A 24,372-nucleotide genomic window follows, 5' to 3' on the forward strand; every position below is an offset into this window, starting at 1 on the left:
ACAACCCATGAAACGATTTCTCCTCTCACTCTCCCTTCTCCTGCTGGTCATTGGCAGTCAGGCGGCCGACTTCAAGTTTGCCTTCCTCACCGACATCCACATCACCGCCGGCGACTCACTGCCCTGCAACGACCTGGCCCGATCGGTCGACCAGATCAACGCGACACCCGGTATCGACTTTGCCATCGTCTCGGGCGACATCACCAACCTGGGCGACCGCCGCTCCATGGAGGTGGTCAAGTCGCTGCTCGACCGGCTCGAGGTTCCCTACTACATCGTGCCGGGCAACCACGAAACGAAGTGGAGCGAGTCGGGGGTAACCGATTTCGCCCGCATCTTCGGCCGCGAGCGGTTCCGGTTCGAGCACGACGGCGTGCTCTTCCTGGGCATGAACTCGGGTCCCATCATCCGCATGGCCGACGGCCACGTGGCTCCGCAGGACATCGACTGGCTCAAGCGCGAACTGAGTGCCGCCGGTCCGGAGAAGCCTGTCATCATTGTCACTCACTATCCCCTCCAGCCGGGCGACGTCGACAACTGGTACGACGTGACCGACGCCATCCGTCCCTACAACATCCGCCTCATCATGGGCGGCCACTACCACCAATACCTGAATCTGAAATACGACGGCATACCCGGCATTCTCTGCCGGTCGAACCTGCGCGACAAAGCCCCCGTCGGCGGCTACTCGCTCTGCGAGGTGACCCCCGACTCCATCCTCATCTACGAACAGCAGATAGGCCGGGAACCGGTGCGCCGGGGAGGCTACACCATGACCGGCCCCAACTTCGACAAAAGCAACGCCGGCTATCCCCGCCCCGACTACTCGGTGAACCTCGAGTATCCCCAGGTCAAGGAGCAGTGGCTGGTCAAGTGCGGCTATGAGATATTCTCCTCGCCCGCCTGCTGGGACCGCAAGGTCTACGTGGGCGACGACTCGGGCACCCTCGCCTGCTACGCCCTCGCCGACGGCAAGGAGCTGTGGCGGTTCAAGAGCGGCATGCGCATCGTGGGCACCCCCGCGGCCGACGACAACGTGGTGGTATTCGGCTCGGCCGACATGTGTATCTACGGACTCGACGCCACCACCGGCCGACTGCTGTGGAAAGTCCAGACCGACGCCCCCGTGCTGGGCGCCGTGACCCTGCACAAGGGGGTAGCCTATATCGGTGGCAGCGACCACTGCTTCAGAGCCATCGACCTCCACTCGGGGCAAGTCGTCTGGACCTACGAAGGGGTGGCCGGATACATCGAAACCAAACCGCTCGTCTACGACGGGCTCGTCATATTCGGGGCGTGGGACAAGAACCTCTATGCCCTCGACCTGAAAACCGGCCGTGAAGTGTGGAAGTGGCACGACGGCAAACCGGGCAAATTCTACTCGGCCGCTGCCGTATGGCCCGTAGGTGCCCACGGCAAGGTGTTCGTGGCCGACCCCGAGCGGGTGCTCTCGGCTATCGACGTCCGCACCGGGGCCACCGTGTGGCGCACCAAAGAGTCGATGGTGCGCGAGACCATCGGTTTGTCGGAAGACAACCGCCGCATCTACAGCAAGACGATGAACGACAGCGTGGTCTGCTACTCGGCTACCGCCGACCACCCGCAAAAGCTGTGGGCCTCGAACGTGGGCTTCGGCTACGAACACGCCCCCTCGATGCCCGTCGAGAAAGATGGCGTGGTCTTCGGCAGCACCAAAAACGGACTCATGTTCGGCCTCGACGCCCGCACCGGCCGGGTATTGTGGAAGCACAAGGTGGGCAACTCGCTCATCAGCACCCTCGTGCCCCTCTCGAAAGAGCGTTGCCTCTTCACCGCCACCGGCGGCGAGATAGGGCTGCTTGTCATCGATTATAAAACGAATAAACAAAAATAAAACTCCAGTTATGAAAACAATCAACTGTTTCATTCCTTTCTCGAGCCAGGCTCAGGTAAGCGAAACCGTAAAAGGGCTGCGGGCCTGCGAACATGTGAAGAGCATCTACCTGCTCGCCACCGAAAAGAATCAAGAAGCGGTAGAGGGGTGTGAACTTCTGCCGGTAACCAGCCTCAACGCCTCGGCCACGCTGCACGCGATAGCCGACCGCAGCGATGCCGACTACACCCTACTCTACACCAAATACACCACCCTCGAACTGGGCTACTTCGCCCTCGAGCGCATGGTGCGCATCGCCGACGACTCCCAGGCCGGCATGGCCTACGCCGACTCGTACCACGTGACCGACGGTAAACAGGAGAAGGCCCCCGTCATCGACTACCAGTACGGCAGTCTGCGCGACGACTTCAACTTCGGGTCGCTGCTGCTCTTCAACGCCGCCGCCTTCCGGGAGGCCGCCTCGCGCATGACCACCGACTTCCAGTTTGCCGGTCTCTACGACCTGCGTCTGAAGCTGTCGCAAAAGGCTTCGCTGGTACACATCAACGAGTATCTCTACTCCGAAGTCGAGAACGACAACCGCAAGAGCGGCGAGAAGATTTTCGACTACGTCGACCCCAAGAACCGGGGCGTACAGATTGAGATGGAGGCCGCCTGCACCGAGCACCTCAAGGCCATCGGTGGATACCTCGAGCCCCGTTTCGAGAAGATTGCCTTCGACGAGGGTAACTTCGAATACGAGGCTTCGGTCATCATTCCCGTGCGCAACCGCGTACGCACCATTGCCGATGCCATTGAGTCGGTACTGAAGCAGCAGACCAACTTCAAATTCAACCTCATCATCATCGACAACCACTCGACCGACGGCACCACCGAGGCCATCGACCGCTTTGCGGCCGACGAGCGGGTCGTCCACCTCATTCCCGAGCGCAACGACCTGGGCATAGGCGGCTGCTGGAACCTGGGCGTGCATCACCCCAAGTGCGGCAAGTTTGCCGTGCAGCTCGACAGCGACGACGTCTACAAGGACGAGTACACCCTGCAAACCATGGTCAACGCCTTCTACGAGCAGAACTGCGGCATGGTGGTAGGTACCTACATGATGACCGACTTCCACATGAACATGATTGCCCCGGGCATCATCGACCACAAGGAGTGGACCCCCGAAAACGGCCGCAACAACGCCCTGCGCATCAATGGCCTGGGTGCTCCGCGTGCCTTCTACACCCCGCTTCTGCGCAAGGTGAAGGTGCCCAACACCAGCTACGGCGAAGACTACGCCCTGGGTCTGAACATCTCGCGCCGCTACCAGATAGGCCGCGTCTACGACGTGGTATACCTGTGCCGCCGCTGGGACGACAACTCCGACGCCTCGCTCAGCATCGAGAAGATGAACGCCAACAACCTCTACAAAGACCGCATCCGCACCTGGGAGCTGCAAGCCCGGGTGGCCATGAATAAAAAATAAACCGGTATGGAACTGACATCGAAACATATCGAACGCCTGCTCGACGACCAGCTCGCCGTGTGGGATTCGGCCCGCAACAACTACCAGGCACTGGAGTCGGTACGGGTCAAGGAGATACCGCTGGGGGGCTGCACGGTCAAGGTGCAGTTCAACCCGGCCCGCATCGTTTCGTCGGCGGCCAAGGTCGACACGAAATCGTTGAAGGAGCGCAAGTGTTTCCTCTGCGTCGAGAACCGGCCCGAGGTACAGCACGGGCTGCCCGACGGGGAGTACACGTGGCTCATCAACCCCTTCCCCATCTTCCCCAAGCACTTCACCATCCCGGTCAACCGACACACGCCGCAACTCATCGGCAGCCGGTTCGGCGACATGCTGCGTCTGGCTCGCGAGGCCGACGACTTCGTGCTCTTCTACAACGGACCCAAATGCGGAGCCTCGGCTCCCGACCACGCCCACTTCCAGGCCGGCAACAAAGGTTTCCTGCCGCTGTGCGACGTGGTAGCCTCCTGCCACCGCACGCCGGTGATTACCCAGGGCTCGGCCCGGCTGAGTCTGGTCGAGGAGTACATCTGCCCCTTCTTCCTCATCGAAGCCACCGGGGCCGACGACGCCCGGGCCCTCTTCGACAAGCTCTACCAGACGCTCGAGGTGAAACCCGACGAAACGGAGCCCATGATGAACGTGCTCGCCTGGTACGACACCGACCGCTGGTCGGTCGCCATCTTCCCGCGGGCCCAGCATCGCCCCTCGTGCTACTTTGCCGAGGGCGACGACAACATCCTGCTCAGCCCCGCATCGGTCGATATGGGTGGTGTATTCATCACCCCGCTCGAGAAAGATTTCGAGAAAATCACGGCCGACGACCTGGCCCAGATACTCGCCGAGGTATGCCTCGACCGGGAGAAAATGAACCAAATAGCCCAAAAACTCAAATAGCACAGCCATGAAAGAGCCATCGGTAACCGTAGGAATCATGTCGGGCGAAACCATCGAGTTCGTCCTCAACGGCACCTATCTGCAGGGCGGCCACCCGGTCGAAGGGGCCCAAACGGCCCGCATCGAGCAGGGGCGCATCGGCTGGAACGGCGGATTGTACGACCAGCTCCTCTTCACCCCGCAGGAGGCCGACCACTCGTTCTGCCTCAAGGGGGTGACCATAGGGGTAAAATTCCACTGGGAGCGCCGCGAAGACCAGACCTTCAGGGGAGCCCTGAAGCTGATTGTCGAGGGCGACCGCCTCACCGCCATCAACGAGCTGGGCATCGAAGAGTATCTGCTCAGCGTCATCTCGTCGGAGATGAGCGCCACCGCCTCGCTCGAGCTGCTCAAGTCGCACGCCGTCATCTCCCGCAGTTGGCTGCTGGCTCAAATACAGAAGAACAAGGCGCTGGCCGGGCAGAAACCCGTCTCGTGCTTCCGCACCGATCACGAGCTCATCCGCTGGTACGACCGGGAGGACCACGACCGCTTCGACGTCTGCGCCGACGACCACTGCCAGCGCTACCAGGGCATCACCCGCGAATCGACCCCCATCGTGGGGCAGGCCATCGAGGCCACCCGGGGCGAGATACTCACCTACGACGGCCAGATATGCGACGCCCGCTTCTCGAAGTGTTGCGGCGGCGTGATGGAGCGCTTCTCTTCGTGCTGGGAAAACCGCGACTTTCCCTACCTCGTCGCCCTGCGCGACGACCGCAACGAGCACGACTTCCCCGACCTGACCGTCGAGGAGAATGCCCGCCGCTGGATTTGCGAATCGCCCGAGGCCTTCTGCAACACCACCGACAAACGGGTGCTCTCGCAGGTACTCAACAACTACGACCAGGAGACGACCGACTTCTACCGCTGGAGCGTGGCCTACACCCAACAGGAGCTGGCGGCACTCATCCGGGAGAAATCGGGCATCGACTTCGGCCAGATTGTCGACCTGAAACCCATTGAGCGGGGCACCTCGGGTCGGCTCATCCGCCTGCAGATACAGGGCACACGACAGACCCTCACCATCGGCAAGGAGCTGGAGATACGCCGCACCCTCTCGCCCTCGCACCTGTACAGCTCGGCCTTCATCGTCGAGCGCGAGGAGGTGGTCGACGGCATACCGCAACGCTTCGTGCTGCGAGGTGCCGGCTGGGGCCACGGCGTAGGACTCTGCCAGATAGGCGCCGCCGTCATGGGCGAGCAGGGATACGACTACCGACACATCCTCCTGCACTATTTCGCGGGAGCAACCATTGAAAAACTCTATTAACACATAAACCATGAATTCGCAGAAAAAGACATCGCCCTGGGCCTGGATTCCTACGCTATACTTTGCGCAGGGGCTGCCCTATGTGGCTGTGATGACCATCTCGGTCATCATGTACAAACGACTGGGAATCTCCAATACCGACATCGCCCTCTACACCAGTTGGCTCTACCTGCCGTGGGTCATCAAACCCTTCTGGAGCCCCTTCATCGACCTGTTGAAAACCAAACGGTGGTGGGTAGTGACCATGCAGATGCTCGTGGGCGCAGGCCTGGCCGGCATCGCATTCACCATTCCCGCGCCGCACTTCTTCCAGATTACGCTGGCCATTTTCTGGCTGGTGGCCTTCAGCTCGGCTACGCACGACATTGCGGCCGACGGTTTCTACATGCTGGCCCTCGACACCCACGACCAGGCCATGTATGTGGGCATCCGCAGCACCTTCTATCGGGTGGCCACCATCGCCGGGCAGGGATTGCTGGTGATTCTGGCCGGACTGCTCGAGTCGAACACGGGCCTTACCCCTCTGTCGCTCGAGGTGAAGGCCGGCCCGCAGTATGCCAGTGAAATCGCCCTCCCCTCGACCGACTACGTGACCGACAGCAACAACGACGAGATGCACTTCGTGGCCACGCCTGCCGTGCTCGAGATAGGTACCGCGGCCAATCCCGCCCAAGTCGACTCGGTAAATGCCTGGGTAAAACAACAGAACATCGCCAACGGCTTCGCCGCTCCCGAGACGGCCGCCACGACCCAGAGCAGCACCGCCGCAAAGGGTCAGGAGCTCAGCAAGTTCGAGCTCTTCATCAAGAACACCTTCGGTGAAAACCGCGAGCGCACCCAACACCAGCTCACCGGCAACATCGGGGTCATCAAGGTATGCCTCTCGCAACAACCCAAACCCGGCGAAAAGGTGGTACTCAACACCGTGCACAAAACGGGCGACCAGAGTATCTTCCTCACTCAGGGCGACCGCATCGAGTTCAACGCCGACAACTGGAACAAACCCGCCTACATCACCATACAGGTAGACCCGAAACTGAAAGAGGCTTCGTCGGCTTCGTTCGAGTCGACCTCGGGCAACATCGCCCTGGCCTGGTCCATCACCTTCTTCGTACTGGCCGGTTTCTTCATCGCCATCTGCCTGTATCACAAATACATTCTGCCCAAACCCGCTTCCGACCGGGCCGTATGCGAGGCTACCGCCTCGAACATCTTCAAGGAGTTCTTCGCCACCTTCGTCACCTTCTTCAAGAAGAAACAGGTATGGGTGGCCGTCCTCTTCATGCTGCTCTACCGTCTGCCCGAGGCACAGCTGGTGAAACTCATCAACCCCTTCTTGCTCGACCCCAAAGAGCTGGGCGGTCTGGGTCTGACCACCGGCCAGGTAGGTCTGGTCTACGGTACCATCGGCATCCTGGGCCTCACCATCGGCGGTATCATCGGCGGTATCGTAGCAGCCAAAGGCGGCCTGCGCAAATGGCTCTGGCCCATGGCCTGGAGCATCTCGCTCACCTGCGCCACCTTTGTCTACCTCAGCTACTACCAGCCCGACAGTCTCTTCATCATCAACCTCTGCGTCTTCATCGAGCAGTTTGGCTACGGCTTCGGCTTCACCGCCTACATGCTCTACCTCATCTACTTCTCCGACGGCGAGCACAAGACCGCCCACTATGCCATCTGTACCGCCTTCATGGCTCTGGGCATGATGTTGCCGGGCATGGCTGCCGGTTGGCTGCAAGAGCTCATCGGGTATAAACACTTCTTCTACTGGGTAATGATTTGCTGCGCCGCCACCATCGCCGTGTGTGCCTTCATCAAAATCGACCCCAACTACGGCAAGAAGGATGCAAACGAAAATGAAACAGTAACAAAATAGCAAAAAGAAAGTCTATGACATTAAAAAAGTATATAATTTTGTGCCTGATTGCAATTTTTGCAGGAGGATTGAGTGCACAGAAAACAATGACAGGAATCGAGGTTCTGAAAAAAGATAACTTCAAGATACTGGAGGGGAAAAGAGTCGGTCTCATCACCAACCCTACGGGGGTGGACAATTCGCTGAAATCGACCATCGATATCCTGTTTGAAGCTCCCAACGTCAATCTGGTAGCCCTCTACGGTCCCGAACACGGTGTGCGCGGCGACGTGCATGCCGGCGACAAGGTAGAGAACTCGACCGATCCCTCGACCGGACTGCCCGTCTATTCGCTGTACGGGAAGACCCGCAAACCTACCCCCGAGATGCTCAAGGGCATCGATGTGCTCGTCTATGACATCCAAGACATAGGCTGCCGCTCGTTCACCTACATCAGCACCATGGGGGTAGCCATGGAGGCTGCCGCCGAAAACGGCATCGAGTTTGTCGTGCTCGACCGTCCCAACCCCATCGGGGGCGAGAAGGTCGAAGGCAACATCGTCGAGGACGGCTACTTCTCCTTCGTGAGCCAGTTCAAGATTCCCTACGTCTACGGACTCACCTGCGGCGAGCTGGCTCGCATGCTGGTGGGCGAACACATGTTGGCCAAGGACTGCAAGCTCACGGTCGTACCCATGAAACACTGGAAACGCAATATGGACTATGCCCAGACGGGGCTGCAATGGATACCCTCGTCGCCCCATATTCCGCACCCCCACTCGGCCTACTTCTACCCCCTGTCGGGTATCGTAGGCGAGTTGCCCTATCTGTCGATAGGCGTGGGGTACACCATTCCGTTCCAGATGTTTGCCGCCCAGTGGATCGACGCCGAGAAGCTGGCCGACCGCATGAACGCGCTCGAGTTGCCGGGCATCAAGTTCCGCCCCATACACCTGAAGCCCTTCTACGCTTTCGGGCAGGGCGAACACTTGCAGGGAGTACAAGTGCACATCCTCGACTATCGGAAGGCTCGCCTCTCCGAGGTCCAGTTCTACATCTTGCAGGAGCTGGCTGCCATGTACCCCGACAAGAAGGCTTTCGGGCCCGAAACCGAAAAGCGTTTCGACATGTTCGACAAGGTGTGCGGCAGCAACCAGATACGCGAGCGGTTCTCCAAGAACTACCGCTTCGACGACATCAAGGACTACTGGTATAAAGATGTAGAGAGCTTCAAGAAATTGTCACGCAAATACTATCTTTATAAGTAACACCAAGTAACAGACCGAGATGAAAGATCAAAAGTACAACGCTTATCTGAAAGAGGTCGGGACATTCATTCCCCAAGACCGTATCTACACCGACGAACTGCGCCTGCTGGCGTGGGGTACCGATGCCGGATTTTATCGCCTTATCCCTCAGATCGTAATCCGATCGAAAAACGAGGCTGAGGTGGCCCGGCTGCTGGCCCTGGCCGACAAGTATGCCTTGCCGGTAACTTTCAGAGCTGCCGGGACCTCGCTCTCGGGACAGAGCATAAGCGACTCGATACTGATTGTTGCCGGCAAGAACTGGGAACAATACGCCATCTCGGACGACCATACGCGCATCACGCTCCAGCCCGGCATCATCGGGGCCCGTGTGAATGAAATATTGAAACCCTATGGCAGAAAATTCGCACCCGACCCCGCCTCGGTAAAATCGGCCATGGTAGGAGGCATTGTGATGAACAACGCCTCGGGCATGAACTGCGGCACCCATGCCAACAGCGACAAGGAGCTGCTGTCGGCCAAAATCGTCCTGGCCGACGGGACTCGCCTCGACACGGGCGATCCCGCCAGCCGACAGGCTTTTGAGCAGAGCCACCCCGACTTCTTGAAACGGCTCGTCGAGCTGCGCGACGACATCCGGGCCGACCAGACCCTGAGCGAGCGCATCCGCCGGAAATACTCCATCAAAAACGTGACCGGCCTCAACCTGCTCCCCTTCGTCACCTACGACGACCCGTTCGACCTCATCGCTCACCTCATGGTGGGCTCGGAAGGTACGCTCGCCTTCCTCTCCGAAGTGACGATGAAGACCGAGCACGACTACCCCTGCTCGGCCAGCGCCATGCTCTATTTCAACGACATCAAGGAGGCTTGCCACGCCGTCGTGGCCATGAAACAGGGCCCGGTATTCAGTGCCGAGATGCTCGACAAGAAGTCGCTCGCCTCGGTGGGCGACACCACCGGCACAGGGCTCACCGCCGTGCTCACCGAGACCAAGGCCGACTCGCCCGAAGAGCTCCAGGCCAACATCGAGGCCATCAAAAAGATACTGGCCCCCTTCCAGACGGCCACACCCATACACTTCACCGACAAGCCCGAGGAGTACTCGAAATACTGGGCCATCCGCTCGGGCATCTTCCCCTCGGTAGGCGGCACCCGCCAACTGGGCACCACCGTACTCATCGAGGATGTGGCCTTCCCCATCAACGACCTGCCCGAGGCTACTGCCGACCTGCAGGCCCTGCTCGAAGAGAACGGCTACGACGATGCCTGCATCTACGGCCATGCTCTGGAGGGTAACTACCACTTCATCATCAGCCAGTCGTTCGACACGCCCGAACAGGTGGCCCGCTACGAGCGACTGATGGACGAGGTGAAGAGCCTCGTGGTCGACAAATACGACGGCTCGCTCAAGGCCGAACACGGCACGGGCCGCAACATGGCTCCCTTCGTCAAATACGAGTGGGGCGAAAAGGCATTCGGCTACATGAAGGCCGTCAAAAAGCTCTTCGACCCCAAGGGGTTGCTCAACCCCGGTGTCATCTTCAACGACGACCCGCGCTGCCACCTGAAGAACTTCAAACCCATGCCGCTCACCAACGCCCACGTAGACCGTTGCATCGAGTGCGGCTTCTGCGAGGTCAACTGCCTCACCTGCGGCTTCTCGCTCTCGTCGCGCCAACGCATCGTCATCCGGCGTGAAATCTCCCGGTTGAGCCACCTGGCCGACGCCGAGAGTCAGGCGCGCATGCACACCCTGCTGAAACAATACAAATATCTGGGCAACGCCACCTGCGCCGGCGACGGACTCTGCTCCATGTCGTGCCCGATGGGAATCAGCGTGGGCGACCTCACCCACGACCTGCGCGAAGAGAGCCTGCCCGCCGGAAGCCTGGGCTACAAAACCGGCGACTGGGTAGCCAACCACTTTGCCGGTACCAAAGCCAGCATCCGTCCGGTGCTCTACCTGGCCAATGTGGCACACTCCCTGCTGGGCGACAAATCGATGAGCGCCGTAGGCCGCACGCTGCACCGCATGGGCCTGCCGCTGTGGACCCCGGCCATGCCCAAACCCTACCGTCCGCACACGATACAACAACATGCCGAACCGCTGAAGGTAGTCTACTTCCCCAGCTGCATCAACCAGACCATGGGCCCGGCCAAAAACTCGCCCGACCCCACGCCACTTATCGACAAGACCGTAGCCCTGCTGCAAAAGGCTGGCTACGAAGTCATCTTCCCCAAGAACATGAAGAACCTTTGCTGCGGTACCATCTGGGAGAGCAAAGGCATGCGCGATATTGCCGACCGCAAGTCGACCGAACTGGAAGATGCTCTCTACGAAGCCAGCCACGAGGGGCGCTACCCCGTGCTGTGCGACCAGAGCCCCTGCCTGCACCGCATGCGCGAGGTGATGACCCGCGTCAAACTCTACGAACCGGTAGAGTTCATCTACACCTTCTTGCGCGACAAGCTGCAATTCACCCCCATCGACGCCCCCATCGCCGTGCACATCACCTGCTCGATGCGGAAGATGAACCTGGGCAACATGCTCGTCGAGCTGGCCCGGCTCTGCTCGCGCCACGTCGTCGTACCCGACGAGGTGGGCTGCTGCGGATTTGCCGGCGACCGCGGCTTCACGCACCCCGAGGTCAACGCCTACGCCCTGCGCAAGCTGAAACCCCAACTCGAGAAAGCCGGCGTAAAGACCGGCTACTCCAACAGCCGCACCTGCGAGATAGGACTGACCACCAACTCAGGCATTCCCTACCTCTCGATCGTCTATCTGGTAGACCAATGTACAACCCCTAAAAAATAAAAGAAAAACGCCATGAACAACCCACCCAGCAAACGGCTCCTCTCGCTCGACATCCTGCGAGGCATCACCATAGCCGGTATGATTATGGTCAACAACCCCGGCTCATGGGGTCACATCTATGCCCCGCTGGAGCACGCCGAGTGGATAGGGCTCACCCCTACCGACCTCGTCTTCCCCTTCTTCATGTTCATCATGGGTATATCGACCTACATGTCGCTGCGGAAGTTCGATTTCAAACTATCGGGGCCGGTGGCCTGGAAAATCATTCGCCGCACGATTGTCATCTTTGCCATCGGCTTGGCCATCGCGTGGTTCGGGTTGACCATGCGCAACTATCACCAACTGGGCGAAGAGTCGCTGCCGTGGCTCGAGCGTCTGGGCCGGTCGATGTGGAACTTCGATCACCTGCGCATCCTGGGCGTGATGCCCCGTCTGGCCATCTGCTACGGCGTGGCCGCCTTCGTGTCGCTGCTGGTCAAGCACAAGTATATCCCGCACATCGTCATCGTGACCCTGCTGGCCTACTTTGTCGTGCTGGTTACGGGCCGGGGATTCGAGTTCTCCGAAGATAACATCATCTCGGTAGTCGACCGCGCCGTGCTGGGTACCAACCACATGTATCACGACAGCGGCCTGGCCTTCGACCCCGAAGGTCTGCTCAGCACCATCCCGTCGATATGCCACGTGCTGATAGGCGTATTCTGCGGAGGCCTCATCATGCACACCAAAGACAATGCCGTGCGCATGCAAAACCTCTTCATCGCCGGTACCATACTCACCTTTGCGGGCCTGCTGCTCGAGTATGGCTGCCCCATCAGCAAAAAGATATGGTCGCCCACCTTCGCCCTCACCACCTGCGGGCTCGCCGCCAGTGCGCTGGCCCTGCTCATCTGGATTATCGACATCAAAGGCTACAAAAGGTGGAGCCGCTTCTTCGAAGCCTTCGGCATCAACCCCCTGTTCATGTATGTGCTGGGCGGCGTGCTGAGCATCCTCCTGGGCAACATCTACGTCACCTACGGCGGCACGGCCATGACGCTGAAGGGGGTCATCTACAACGAGTGGCTCGTACCCCTGTTTGGCGACGAGACCTTCGCCTCGCTCATCTTCGCCCTGCTCTTCATCGGGGTAAACTGGCTCGTAGGATATGTTTTGTATAAAAAGAAAATATATATAAAGATATGATTATTATAGCAGATAGCGGTTCAACCAAAACCGACTGGTGTGTAGTAAACCAGGGAACTCCCGTCAAACGAATTACTACCGAGGGTACCAACCCGTTTTTCCAGACCGAGGAGGAAATCAGCCTCGTAGTCAAAGACAAACTCATGCCTCACCTCGAGGGATTGAAAATCGATGCCGTCTACTTCTACGGCGCAGGCTGTGCCTTCCCCGAGAAGAATGCTATCGTCGAGCAGGCCATTGCCCGCCACATACCCGACGCTCACATCGAGATAGGCAGCGACCTGCTGGCCGCCGCCCGCAGCCTGTGCGGCCACAAGCCGGGCATCGCCTGCATCATGGGCACCGGCTCGAACTCGTGCTACTACGACGGCAAAGAGATTGTCGACAACATATCGCCTCTGGGCTACATCCTGGGCGACGAAGGCAGCGGCGCCGTACTGGGCAAGCTGCTGGTGGGCGACTGCCTCAAGAACCAGCTTACCCCCGAGCTGAAGGAGAAGTTTTTCAAACGCTTCGACCTCACCCCCAAGGAGATTCTCGACCGGGTTTACAAGAAACCTTTCCCCAACCGCTTCCTGGCTTCGGTTTCGCCCTTCCTCATCGAGAATATCGAGGAGCCCTGCATCCACCGCATCGTGCTCAACGGCTTCAAGAACTTTTTCACCCGCAACGTCATGCAGTACGACTACAAAAACGTGAAGGTGCACTTCATCGGCTCCATCGCCTACTACTACAAGGAGGTGCTCGAGGAGGCCGCCAACGCCCTGCAAATCGAGCTGGGCACCATTATCAAAAGCCCCATGGAGGGTCTTGTCGAATATCATTCAACCCTATAAAACGCAATCGCTATGGCATTCGTGAAAATCACCGAGCAACCGTCTCTATACGACAACCTCGAAAAAAAATCGGTCCGTGAGATTCTGGAAGAGATCAACACCGAAGACCAGAAGGTAGCCCTGGCCGTACAAAAGGCCATCCCCCAAATCGAGAAACTCGTCACCCAAATCGTACCCCGCATGAAACAGGGCGGCCGCATCTTCTACATGGGTGCCGGCACCAGCGGACGGCTGGGTGTACTCGACGCTTCGGAGATTCCCCCCACGTTCGGCATGCCCCCCACGCTGGTCATCGGGCTCATTGCCGGCGGCGACACCGCCCTGCGCAACCCGGTCGAGAATGCCGAGGACGACATGAACCGCGGCTGGGAAGAGTTGCAGGAGCATCACATCAACACCAAAGACACCGTCATCGGCATCGCCGCATCGGGTACTACCCCCTACGTCATCGGCGCCCTGCGGGCTGCCCGCGAGCACGGCATCCTCACCGGCTCCATCTCGAGCAACCCCGACTCGCCCATCTCGCACGAGGCCGACGTGCCTATCGAGATGATTGTGGGTCCCGAGTATGTAACCGGCAGCTCGCGCATGAAATCGGGCACGGGACAAAAGATGATTCTCAACATGATTACCACCTCGGTGATGATTCAGTTGGGACGGGTCAAGGGCAACCGCATGGTCAACATGCAGCTCTCGAACCAGAAGCTGGTAGACCGCGGTACCCGCATGGTATCCGAAGAGCTGGGCATGGACTACGAGCACGCCAAACGGCTGCTGCTCCTGCACGGCTCGGTCAAGAAAGCCGTCGATGCCTATCACGCCGAAAATCCCGACAAATAAACCGCACAGCCCCATGAAAAAGATTCCGCTCCTTCTGCTGCTATCGCTCGCGGGGGCCACGGCCCTGTCGGCACAAGAGGTCTACCACTACAACCTCTTCTACTACCAGCGGGCCACGCTCTTCGAGAAGTTGCCGGTCGACAGCGACGACATCATCTTCCTGGGCAACAGCATCACCAACGGCTGCGAGTGGCACGAACTGCTCGACAACCCCAACGTCAAGAACCGGGGCATCAGTTCCGACGTGGCCATGGGGGTCTACGACCGCCTCGAGCCCATCGTGCAGGGAAAACCGGCCAAGATTTTCCTGATGATCGGCATCAACGACGTGTCGCACGACCTCTCGACCGACAGCATCGTGGGCAACATCGCCCAAATCGTGCGCAAGATACGCCACGACAGCCCCGCCACGCAGCTCTACATACAGAGTATGCTGCCCATCAACAACTCGTTCGGGCAGTACCGCAAACTCGCGGGCAAGGAGCCGCAGATCGTCGAGATAAACCAGCGGCTCGAGCAACTGGCCGCCGCCGAGCAGTGCACCTATATCGACCTCTATTCGCACCTCACGGCCCCCGGCTCGAACGACCTCGACCCCGCCTACACCAACGACGGGCTGCACCTGCTGGGCGATGCCTATCTGGTGTGGAAAGAGGTATTGCAACCCTACTTGAAATAGCGAAAGTTCTCACTCCATACCACGAGGGGGATAGGCCGAACCACCGGTCTATCCCCCTCGCCGTATAGATATACGTCCGGGAGCCGTTTCTCCCTGCTCCCGACAAGCCCCCTCCGGACAGACGGTACACGAAAAAGGGCTCTATCCTGCCCTCCGAGAGAGCGACGATAGAACCCTTTATGTTCCCGGTTATTGCTAACCCTTCAAGTGTCGAGCCCGGGGCACAGGCCCGACCGTATTAGATTGTGTTCAGTTAAATCAGATTGTGTTGTATCAATAGACCGTGTTCTGGGGATCCATGTTGGTCCAGCCGGTCATCCAGTTGTTGTCGGCCGTTTCGCTGGGCGAGAAGGCACCGATGTACGAAACCTGTTCGAAACCCGAAGCTACCAGCGGGTTGCTCCAGTCGGCAGCCTGGCTTACCAGCGGGCTCTCCTGCGAAGGTATCATATTGAAGCCCGTGAGGTTTTGGGGGTTGCCCTGCAGCTTGAGGTCGGCAATAGCGGCATAGGCGTGGTTCTTGCCGTCGGCCCGGTTGAAGTAGCTGTCGGCAAAAGCACCGTTGTCGGTGGGGCTGTAGGGCGTGTTGTTCTCCCAGTACTGGGCATCCTGGAAATTCTTGACCATACCGGCAAAGAGGCAGTTCTCTACCACCAGTTTCCCGGCCGTGGCAAAGTCTTGCGTCGTGGAGTTCTTGTCGTTCTCGATGATGAGACCGATGGGGAATCCGGCAAATACCGAGTTGAACACTCTCAACTGGGTGTTGCGGCGCAGGTGCATGGCAGCCTGGAAGTGGGCATCGGTGTTGCTGCCGTTCACGCCGGCTTCATCGGTGTAGTTGGCGGGATCGACAACGGGGCCGAACATCGAGACGTTGGAGAATACGCACGAGGTGTAAGGCTCGATGGTAGCGGCGTCGCTGCAGTTGTCCGATTCGAAACCGTTGGAGGCCGACTTGTCACCGATTTTCGGGTCGCGTACGGCTGCCAGGAACTGCAGGCGGCCCGAGAAACCGTTGTCGGTATCGAAGTCGTCGTCCCAGGTTCCCAGAGCTACCAGGTGCTTGCAGTTGACGTCGCCGCCGAACCACTCGTAAGAGTCGTCGCCCGAGTAGGAAACCTGTACATAATCGACCGTCGTACCGCTGCCGACCGACCCGAAGGTGATGGCGTTGATTTCGTTGTCGACCGAGTACTCGATACCGGCAAACTCGCAACGTACATACTTCAGCACACCCGAGTTGTCGGCATCGTCGTTACCGCCGTGCTTGCTGCGCACGCCGCCCTCGATGGTCTGCTCGCCCTTGTTGTTTTTGGCTTTACCCAGCAGGATGATACCGCCCCAGTCGCCCGGTTTGCGGCTGCCCGGAGCCTGGGCCGACGTGAAGACGATAGGACGCTCTTTCGTGCCCTCGGCAATGAGTTTGCCGCCCCGCTCTACAATCAGGGTAGCCTTGGATTCTTTCTCACCCTTGATAACCACACCCGGCTCGATGGTGAGGGTAGCCCCCTCGGTTACATATACGAACCCGCGCAGGTTATAGGTATTGGGATAGGTCAAAGTCATGTCCGACGAAATCTCATAGGCATCGGAACCATCGCCCAGGTCGTAGCTCGAACCGGCCGGAACAACGGGTTCGTCGTTATTCTCATTACAACTTACTACGGTCATGGCTGCCAAACATACGAAGGCAATCGTTTTGAATAGCTTTTTCATTTGATTTTCTTTTTGGTTAGTATAATAGAAAAGTTATCTTTTTTCGAGATTAGAAATTGAAGGTGATACCCACACTCACCGCACGGCCCGGACGATACGATTTCGTCACCTGCTCGCGCTCCTGCAACTGACCGGCGGCATCGTAGAACTGCGGGAACTGCTTGTAGACCACCTTCTCGGCCAGTATATCCTTCACGCCGGCCTTCAGCTCGATGAGCTTACCCAGCTTTTTGGAGATGGTGAAGTCGAGGCTGTTGCGGGGCATCTCGTAGGTATCGGGTATGTTCACACTCACGTCGTGGGTGGTGCTGTTCGACTTGCCGATACCGATGATGCGCTTGCCCAGGCGGTTGTAAAGGAGCGACGACATCAGGCCCCACTTCTCGTTCTGGTAGTACAACCCGGCGTTGATGATGTAGGGCGACTGGCCCTGCATGGGGCGGTCTTCGGTCTTGATGATGCCCGACTCGTCGAACCGCACATTGCTCTTGATGAGCGTGGCGTTGAACAGCAGGCTGAAGTTGCGCATCCCGATGAAGTCGAGGCTCTTGCGTATCTCTACCTCGGCACCCAGACTCTGGGCCGAGAGGGCATTCTCGTAGTTGTAGCGCAGGGTACCGCCCATGTCGATGAAGGTCCATTCGATGGGGTTCTCGAAATGTTTGTAGAAGAGCCCTACACTCACCATCTCGCCCCGGGCGGGATAGAACTCGTAGCGGAAATCGAGGTTGTCGATCTTGCAGGTCTTCAGATTTTCGTTACCGCCGATTTCGTTGAAGAGGTCGAAGTCGTAGTAGACGGCCGGCGACACCTCGCGGAACTCGGCCCGGTTGAGCGAGCGGCCGTAGGCGAGCCGCAACAGGTGCTGCTCGTTGAAGTTGTAGGTGGCGTTGACCGAGGGCAACAGGTCGAGGTCGACGTAGTCGCGACTGGTCAGCAGGGTTTGCGTGGCCGACATCGACTTGTCGCGGGTGAGGCGCAGTCGGTTATACTCGAGGCGCAACCCGGCGTAGATGTTGAATTGGCCCAGCGGCAGCTCGATGGCTCCGTAGCCGGCACCGTAGAGGTTGGTGGCTTCGTAGGCGTTGGTCTTCTGGGTGATTTCGTCGATGTAGACCTTGTCGGCACTCAGCCAGGCATCGCTCATCATCTCTTCGTAAGGCAGGTAGAGATACTCCTGGCGCTCGGCCACGGTGAGGTTGTCGTAGCGGTAGACAAACTCGCGGGGGGTGTAGCTGCGGGTGCGGTATTCGCCCATCAGGCCGCCCTTGACGGTCGAGCGGATAGAGCCCAGATCGACCGTGCCCTTGTAATCGACACTTCCCGAGAAGAGGTGGTCGCTGAGCGACTGGAAGTAGCGCGAAATCTCCTCGTTGCCCACCTTCAGTTGCGACACGTCGGTGCCCTCGCTCATACCGGCTTGGTTGACGATGATGCGTCGGTCGGGCTCGGTTTTGTAGGCGTAGCTGTAGCCTACGTTCCACGACAGGGAGTGCAGCTTGTGCTCGTCGAGGAAGTGGTTGCCGGCCAGCTGCCCCAGGTAGGTGAGACGCGACTGGTAGAGCATCTCGGTCTCTTCGCGGTAGTAGGGGCTGCTGATGTTGCGCTCGCCGGTACGTTCGGTCAGGCGGTTTTTACCCAGCATGTTGAAGAGGTTGCGGAACTCGATTTTGTTGCGGTCGCTGAAGACAAACGACCAGTTGTGCATGGCCCCTACCCGCACGTCGTTGGAGTATTGGTTGTCGATATAGTCGTCGAGGTAGACCGGCTTGTCGGCCTCCGACGAGTAGACGCCGAACCGGGCGTTGACAATATCCTGTATCGTCTTGTAGGTGTTGCTGTAATTGATGAAGGTGGTCATGCCTATCTCGGTGCCCCCTTCGGTGTCGAACCGCCGGTTGACGGTGAGCGACAGCCGCTGGTCGGGCATGGGAATGTAGCTCTTCACCCGCCAGTCGGAGTTGAACGAACGGGTCAGCCGCGTCACCTCGTCGGGGTTGCTGCCGGCCACATCCATGTGCGAAGGCATGCTGCTCGAGAGGGGACGTTTGCTCAAGTCGAAGCCCAGCCAGTCGGTCGAGCTGCCGGGGTTGAGCCGGGTGTCGGTAAACTGTGTACTGGTATTGAACCCGGTGGTGTAGTTCACCTGCACCGAGTTGCGCAGCGGCAGGCTCTTGGTAGTGATGCGTATGAAACCGCCGGCAAAGTCGGCCGGAATTTCGGGAGCCGGCGACTTATAGATAATCATGTTTTCGATTTGCGAACTGGGCAGCATGTCGAACGAGAAGACCCGGCTGTCCGACTCCAGACTCGGAGCCGTGTTGCCGTTGATCCACACGTTGTTGTAGCGTTGGGCCAATCCCCGCACCACCACAAAGCGGTCGTCGAGAATCGAAATGCCCGGCACGCGCTTCACCACCTCGGAGGCATCGCGGTCGAGCGTCTTGGCTATCTGCTGCGACGAGATACCGCTCGCCACCTGCACCTGGGCCTTCATCCCCTCGATGAGCGACGTCTCGGTGTCGTTGCGCCGGTAGGTCGAGACCATCACCTCTTGCAGGGCAACCCCGTCCTCTTCGAGCTCGATTACCAGCGGAGCAGCACTCTGTCCGGCAACTACCTCGACCGGTATCCGGGCCGTCTTGTACGAGAGATAGCGGCAGACAATCACCTGACTACCGGCCACGCTCTTCAGCGCGAAGTTCCCGTCTATATCGGTAGCCGCAGCTATCGAGGTGTTCTCTACCTGGATGGTGGCGCCGATGATGGCCTCGCCGCTCTTCTTGTCCTTTACGGTTCCCGTAATCGAGCCGGTAGCCGGAGCACCCAGCACTCGAAGTGTAAAAATGAATCCTAAAACAATCGCTAATAATCTGTTTTTACCCATACCTTCTTATCTTTTTTCTTTCCGCCGCAAAGGTATGGGCAGGGGGCTACGAAGGTGTGACAACGACGTGAATGAGCACATAACATCTGTTACATTTCGATAACCTGCATGTATCAAAACCGCTTCAACAGATGTATATCTACTTGTAAAACAGAGCGATTGGAAACAAAAAGGGTAACACTACGACTCCCCGGAGCGCATTGCCTCCCGCGAAGCCATGATGTCGCCCGAGTGCTCGAAGGCCCAGCGCACCAGCTCGCCGAGCACCGGCATGAAGCTCTGCCCCCGTTCGGTGAGGGTATACTCGACCCGGGGCGGTATCTCGGCATAGACCCGGCGGGTGAGCATGCCATCCTCCTCGAGCGACCGCAGCGTGACAGTGAGCATGCGTTGCGAGATGTCGCCCAACGAACGCTGTATGTCGTTGAAGCGCATGGTGCCGTTCTCGTGCAAGGTCTCGAGCACCAGCACCGACCACTTGCTGCCCAGCCGGCTCAAAATATCGCGCACGGGGCAGACCCCGGTATGAAGAAAAGTTTTCATCTTATTTAACATTTTGTATATTCCTGATTTCCTGCATTCGTTACCTCGGTGTAACTTACCTATCTCGCTGTGCCTTCTTGTCAGGGAAGCGAGAAAAGAGCATCTTCGCACTACAAAAATAATAAAGTTATTTTTAGTAACCAATCATAAACCAACTTAATCGATAAGAAAATGGAAGCAATTCGTAAAGTCAATGAGGGTGAAAAATTCACCCACGCCACGGTAGGCGACCTGAGCGCCTTCACCGGCAAACAGTTTGTGAAAGATTGTGTGGGCACCACCGGTTGCGAAATCTCGTTCAGCACCTTGAACCCGGGCGAGGCCGCACCCTTCTTCCACAGCCACAAGCAGAACGAAGAGGTCTATCTGATTTTGCAGGGCTCGGGCGACTTCCAGGTCGACGACACCGCCTTCCCCATCGCCGAGGGCTCTATCGTGCGTGTAGCCACCCACTGCAACCGCTCGTTGCGCTGCACCTCGACCGGCAGCATGCTCTACCTCTGCATTCAGGTCAAAGAGGGTAGCCTCGACCAATGCACCATGGGCGATGCCGAAATCACCGAACAGGCCACGGCTTGGAAATAAGCCTGCCCCCTCCCCAAAAGAGCCGCAGGGCTTTGCTCCCCTTGAATGGGAGCGAAGCCCTGCGTTTTATTGCTGCGTTTTATTATTGCAAAGTCCGACGACTATTTGAGCGTCACCTTCACCACATAGTCGATACAGTCGTCGGGAATCTCTACCCCGAAGTCGAGCACCCCCTTCTTATATTTGTAGTCGATGCGGGTACCCTCGCCCAGCACCTCGACGCGCTTCACCTTTTGCGACAGGGGCATGCTCACCCGGTCGATGCCGGTATCGAGCAGATGCACATAGAGCGTGTTGCCGTTGCGGGTGGTGATGATGCGGTCACCATCGCGATAGCCGCCGGCCACGGTAGCATATATCGACTCGCCATAGCGGTCGAGCCACTGCCCCATCTCGGCCAGACGGGTCAAGGCAGCCTCGGGCAAGGTGCCGTCGGGTTGCGGACCCACGTTGAGCAGCAGGTTGGCCCCCTTGCCCGCCGTGCGCACCAGCAGCTGGATGAGCTCCTTGGTCGACTTGTAGTAGTGGTCGGTCACCCGGTATCCCCACGAGTAGTTCATCGTCTGGCAAGTCTCGAGCGGCAGCACACTAATCTCCTGCCCCGAGAGTCCGGCCTTGTTTTCGCCCGGCACATCACGCTCGAAAATCTGAATATCCTCCCCCTCGAAAGGCACCTGGTGGTGGTTGTTCCCCACCAGGCAAGCGGGTTGCAGGCGGTGGATAAGCCGGTATTGCTCGTCCAGCTCCCAGTCGAAGGGCACGGAATCGACGTCGTGGTCCCACCAGCCGTCGAACCAGATGGCCCCTATCTTGCCGTAATTGGTGAGTAGCTCGGTCAACTGGTTGTTCATAAAGCGATAGTATGCCGGCCAGTCGGCACGGTCGAGCCGTTTGGTACCCCGGCCCGTGCGGCCTGCGGGATAATCCTCGCGCGTCCAGTCGATATGCGAATAGTACAAGTGCAGATCGATGCCCTGCCGGTGACACTCGTCGGCCAGTTGCCGCACAATATCCTGTCCATAAGGGGTATTCATAATGTTGTAGTCGGAGTATTGCGTATCCCACATCGAGAAACCCTCGTGATGGCGGGTCGTGAAACAGATGTACCGGGCCCCCGCCGCCTTGATGGCCGAGACCCACGCCTGTGCATCGAACCGGTGCGGATAGAACGCATTCATCGCCTTGGCATATTCGCGGGCATCGACACTGTCGTTGTTCATATACCACTCGCCCTGTGCAAACATGCTGTACAGCCCCCAATGCAGGAAGACGCCGAAACGACTCTCGGCAAAGTTTTTTCTACTCTCCAGATTCTCGGGGGTGGGTACATACTTCTGGGCCTGCACCGCCATGGCGAAAAGGCAAAGCGAGGCCACCACTACCATCCATTTTTTCATGTGTATCTGCTTTTTGTGTTTCATGAGTATCTGTCTGATGCCGACGAAATGCCCGGCAATCTCTCTTTATGTAACAAAAGTAAAGAAAATCTTCGGAACCTCCGTACCGAATCCATAAAAACAATGCGATGCCACCCCACCTCTCCGTGATTTACCCCGTCATTCCGCGCCACGACGCGGGATCCAGAAATACACCCACCCCCCCAAAAGGCCGAGGGGCCGCCTCCCCTCTTCATGGGAAAGCAGCCCCTCGCTATGCAAGGATTTCAAAAGAATCATTTGCTACGCTCCAGCTCCAGCACTACCGTGCTGCCCTCGGCCATCAGAGCCAGGTGACCGTTGGCGAGCATGCCATAGGCACACACCTGATTCAGGGCCGAGAGCACCTGGTTCTCGGTATCCATATCGGGGCAGGCCATGCGGGTAGAGGCTACATTGGCAAACGAGATTGAGTTCTCTACCGCGGCATCGTGGCGTATCTCGCCCGACAGCCGGTTGCAACCCGAGTTGCCCCCAATGCGATGGGTGGTCATATCCAGACTAAATGCAGGTACATTCTCCATGGCAGGCAGTGCGGTACCGTTCACGGCCACCACCTTCCAGTCGCCGTTGAGGCTCGACAGGGGCACTACCTCGAAACGCTTCTGCAACCGCATGACCGGCTTCTTGCCGCCACTGTAAAGCAGGAGCTCCTTACCCGAAACCTCCAGACTCCGCACCGAAGCCAACGCATTGAGCATGAGCCGCTCGGTCTCCATATCGGGACAAGCCATGAGGGTAGAGGCCATCTGCCCCAATTCGATTTTATTGGGTTTCGAGAGGGTCAAAGCACCCATCAGCCGGTTGCAACCGGTATAACCATATACCCGTCCGTCTTGGGCATCAAACCCGATAAAGGGTTGCGACTCGGCCTGCACGGCCTGGCCTTGAATCTCCACTACATTCCATTCGCCGTCGAGATCGTTTACCGACACGGCATCTTTTGAGGAGCGGCACGCAGCCAACGAAAGCACGGCAGCAGCCACAGCCACATATAAACACTTCATTTTCATAGTTCTTTTTGTTTTAGTTTCTATTCTATATTTTCTACACGAATTTCTCGTATAAAGATAAAACAAAAATAAAGGCCAATACTGCGCTACGATACATTAAATTGTCTTAAAACCGTCTCGCATTTGTATATTCTTTCTTTTCTCCCGGGGTATCGGGATACCAAAATTCCTTTTTATTCATAGCTTTGCAGAAAGTACCATAAACCTAAAACACTTTTCAACAATGAAAACAAAAATGTTCACGGCCTTGACAGCTATTGCTATTCTGGCCTCGGCCTGTCAGAACAAAGCCTCCTTGACGGGACAATGGATCGAACCGATACCGGGTAACCCCGATGCCATACAGGGTATCGACCTGAAAGAAAACGGCGAAGCATCATCGATCAACATGGCAACCCTCCAATACGAACAGTGGAGTCGGGAGGGCGACCGGCTTATCCTCTCGGGCGAAAGCATCGGCAACCACCAGACCATCGCCTTTGCCGATACGTTCGAAATCGGCAAACTCACGGCCGACAGCCTCGTATTGAAAAAGGGCGACTATGTGATGAGCCTTGCCCGTCCGCAAAGTTCGATACCGGCCACTCTTATACAACCGGCGACCCCGCTCTCCTTCACGGTGAACGGGCGATTGATCATCGGGCACGAGGTGCGCTCGTTTATTGCCGACGGCGATACGGCCGAATACTGGATTATCGACGAAACCGATTCCCTGAAGCCTCTGTACGAAAAGGCCGTCGGCGAGAAGGCAAAACCCTACACCGCCGTGAAAGCCTCGCTGCGAGTGGTCGACGCCGGGAAATCGGCCGAAGGATTTGCCGCCGAATACGACGGTGTCTATCGGGTAAAAGAGGTTATCGACATCGCGCCCCTTCCCCTAAACGAGAAGCTATAACAACAGAATCCAATCCCCCTCTTTCCTAGATGAGAAGCGACGGAATCCCGACTCCTACGGGCCGTCGCTTCTTCCCTTTTATGGCTCTGCACCGCCCCGCACTTCGATGCAGGAACAGGCACAGAACTTTGGCGGGTATTCCTTTACGGGTATTCTCTGGATTCCGCGTCGAAGCGCGGAATGACAAGAACGTCACCCCGCACCTCGATGCGGGGTCCAGAAGAGGA

At 58.1% G+C, this 24,372-nt stretch carries 17 protein-coding genes and 2 pseudogenes; 14 read left to right on the forward strand and 5 right to left on the reverse strand.

Annotated features, from left to right (window positions below; all coding sequences use genetic code 11):
- Positions 1 to 7 precede the first annotated feature (7 nt).
- The 12 genes and pseudogenes from Q1K76_RS09105 to Q1K76_RS09155 all read left to right on the forward strand — a co-directional run bounded on the left by Q1K76_RS09105 (position 8) and on the right by Q1K76_RS09155 (position 15,070).
- Complete coding sequence (locus Q1K76_RS09105; RefSeq protein WP_300132737.1) at positions 8 to 1,873, forward strand: PQQ-binding-like beta-propeller repeat protein; 1,866 nt, start codon at positions 8 to 10, stop codon at positions 1,871 to 1,873.
- 10 nt (positions 1,874 to 1,883) lie between these two features.
- Entirely contained in the window at positions 1,884 to 3,341 is a 1,458-nt protein-coding gene (locus Q1K76_RS09110; RefSeq protein WP_300132738.1) for a glycosyltransferase family A protein, read from the forward strand.
- A gap of 6 nt (positions 3,342 to 3,347) precedes the next feature.
- A complete protein-coding gene (locus tag Q1K76_RS09115) occupies positions 3,348 to 4,277 on the forward strand; it encodes a DUF4922 domain-containing protein (RefSeq protein ID WP_087408743.1) in 930 nt (309 codons plus the stop codon).
- Between the two features lie 7 nt (positions 4,278 to 4,284).
- Positions 4,285 to 5,589 (forward strand): SpoIID/LytB domain-containing protein, encoded by a 1,305-nt coding sequence (locus Q1K76_RS09120; protein WP_300132741.1) that lies wholly within the window; start codon positions 4,285 to 4,287, stop codon positions 5,587 to 5,589.
- A 10-nt stretch (positions 5,590 to 5,599) separates the two neighbouring features.
- Positions 5,600 to 6,091, forward strand: a pseudogene (locus Q1K76_RS09125) (MFS transporter); the annotation flags it as partial.
- Between the two features lie 570 nt (positions 6,092 to 6,661).
- Positions 6,662 to 7,465 (forward strand): annotated as a pseudogene (locus Q1K76_RS11895) (MFS transporter); the annotation flags it as partial.
- 14 nt (positions 7,466 to 7,479) lie between these two features.
- Positions 7,480 to 8,712 (forward strand): exo-beta-N-acetylmuramidase NamZ domain-containing protein, encoded by a 1,233-nt coding sequence (locus tag Q1K76_RS09130; RefSeq protein WP_087881021.1) that lies wholly within the window; start codon positions 7,480 to 7,482, stop codon positions 8,710 to 8,712.
- Between the two features lie 19 nt (positions 8,713 to 8,731).
- On the forward strand, positions 8,732 to 11,530 hold the full coding sequence (locus Q1K76_RS09135; RefSeq protein WP_300132745.1) for an FAD-binding and (Fe-S)-binding domain-containing protein: 2,799 nt from the start codon (positions 8,732 to 8,734) through the stop codon (positions 11,528 to 11,530).
- Between the two features lie 12 nt (positions 11,531 to 11,542).
- On the forward strand, positions 11,543 to 12,715 hold the full coding sequence (locus tag Q1K76_RS09140) for a heparan-alpha-glucosaminide N-acetyltransferase domain-containing protein (RefSeq protein WP_087408747.1): 1,173 nt from the start codon (positions 11,543 to 11,545) through the stop codon (positions 12,713 to 12,715).
- Complete coding sequence (locus Q1K76_RS09145) at positions 12,712 to 13,551, forward strand: ATPase (RefSeq protein WP_289541554.1); 840 nt, start codon at positions 12,712 to 12,714, stop codon at positions 13,549 to 13,551. The genes Q1K76_RS09140 and Q1K76_RS09145 overlap by 4 nt, the downstream gene beginning before the upstream one ends.
- A gap of 12 nt (positions 13,552 to 13,563) precedes the next feature.
- Positions 13,564 to 14,391, forward strand: a complete 828-nt coding sequence (gene murQ, locus Q1K76_RS09150) for an N-acetylmuramic acid 6-phosphate etherase (RefSeq protein WP_300132751.1) — start codon at positions 13,564 to 13,566, stop codon at positions 14,389 to 14,391.
- A 13-nt stretch (positions 14,392 to 14,404) separates the two neighbouring features.
- Positions 14,405 to 15,070: a GDSL-type esterase/lipase family protein gene (locus Q1K76_RS09155; protein ID WP_289541555.1), complete on the forward strand. Its 666-nt coding sequence runs from the start codon at positions 14,405 to 14,407 to the stop codon at positions 15,068 to 15,070.
- Positions 15,071 to 15,343: 273 nt separating this feature from the next.
- Here Q1K76_RS09155 and Q1K76_RS09160 read toward each other — a convergent pair whose 3' ends face one another.
- From Q1K76_RS09160 to Q1K76_RS09170, 3 genes are all read right to left on the reverse strand, one after another.
- On the reverse strand, positions 15,344 to 16,786 hold the full coding sequence (locus tag Q1K76_RS09160) for a hypothetical protein (RefSeq protein ID WP_300132753.1): 1,443 nt from the start codon (positions 16,784 to 16,786) through the stop codon (positions 15,344 to 15,346).
- Positions 16,787 to 16,835: 49 nt separating this feature from the next.
- Complete coding sequence (locus tag Q1K76_RS09165; RefSeq protein WP_300132756.1) at positions 16,836 to 19,673, reverse strand: TonB-dependent receptor; 2,838 nt, start codon at positions 19,671 to 19,673, stop codon at positions 16,836 to 16,838.
- 180 nt (positions 19,674 to 19,853) lie between these two features.
- On the reverse strand, positions 19,854 to 20,216 hold the full coding sequence (locus tag Q1K76_RS09170) for a helix-turn-helix domain-containing protein (protein WP_087408753.1): 363 nt from the start codon (positions 20,214 to 20,216) through the stop codon (positions 19,854 to 19,856).
- Positions 20,217 to 20,387: 171 nt separating this feature from the next.
- On the opposite strand from Q1K76_RS09170, the gene Q1K76_RS09175 reads away from it, so the two are divergent.
- Complete coding sequence (locus Q1K76_RS09175) at positions 20,388 to 20,801, forward strand: cupin domain-containing protein (protein WP_300132758.1); 414 nt, start codon at positions 20,388 to 20,390, stop codon at positions 20,799 to 20,801.
- A 101-nt stretch (positions 20,802 to 20,902) separates the two neighbouring features.
- Here the strand turns inward: Q1K76_RS09175 and Q1K76_RS09180 are convergent, their stop codons facing one another.
- Both Q1K76_RS09180 and Q1K76_RS09185 read right to left on the reverse strand, forming a co-directional pair.
- Positions 20,903 to 22,198, reverse strand: a complete 1,296-nt coding sequence (locus Q1K76_RS09180; RefSeq protein ID WP_300132760.1) for an alpha-L-fucosidase — start codon at positions 22,196 to 22,198, stop codon at positions 20,903 to 20,905.
- Positions 22,199 to 22,473: 275 nt separating this feature from the next.
- A complete protein-coding gene (locus Q1K76_RS09185) occupies positions 22,474 to 23,250 on the reverse strand; it encodes an META domain-containing protein (protein WP_300132763.1) in 777 nt (258 codons plus the stop codon).
- Between the two features lie 223 nt (positions 23,251 to 23,473).
- On the opposite strand from Q1K76_RS09185, the gene Q1K76_RS09190 reads away from it, so the two are divergent.
- A complete protein-coding gene (locus tag Q1K76_RS09190) occupies positions 23,474 to 24,145 on the forward strand; it encodes a lipocalin family protein (RefSeq protein ID WP_300132766.1) in 672 nt (223 codons plus the stop codon).
- The last annotated feature ends 227 nt before the right edge of the window (positions 24,146 to 24,372 follow it).

Origin of the sequence: uncultured Barnesiella sp., assembly GCF_946496565.1 — a bacterium.
Lineage (GTDB): Bacteria > Bacteroidota > Bacteroidia > Bacteroidales > Barnesiellaceae > Barnesiella > Barnesiella merdigallinarum.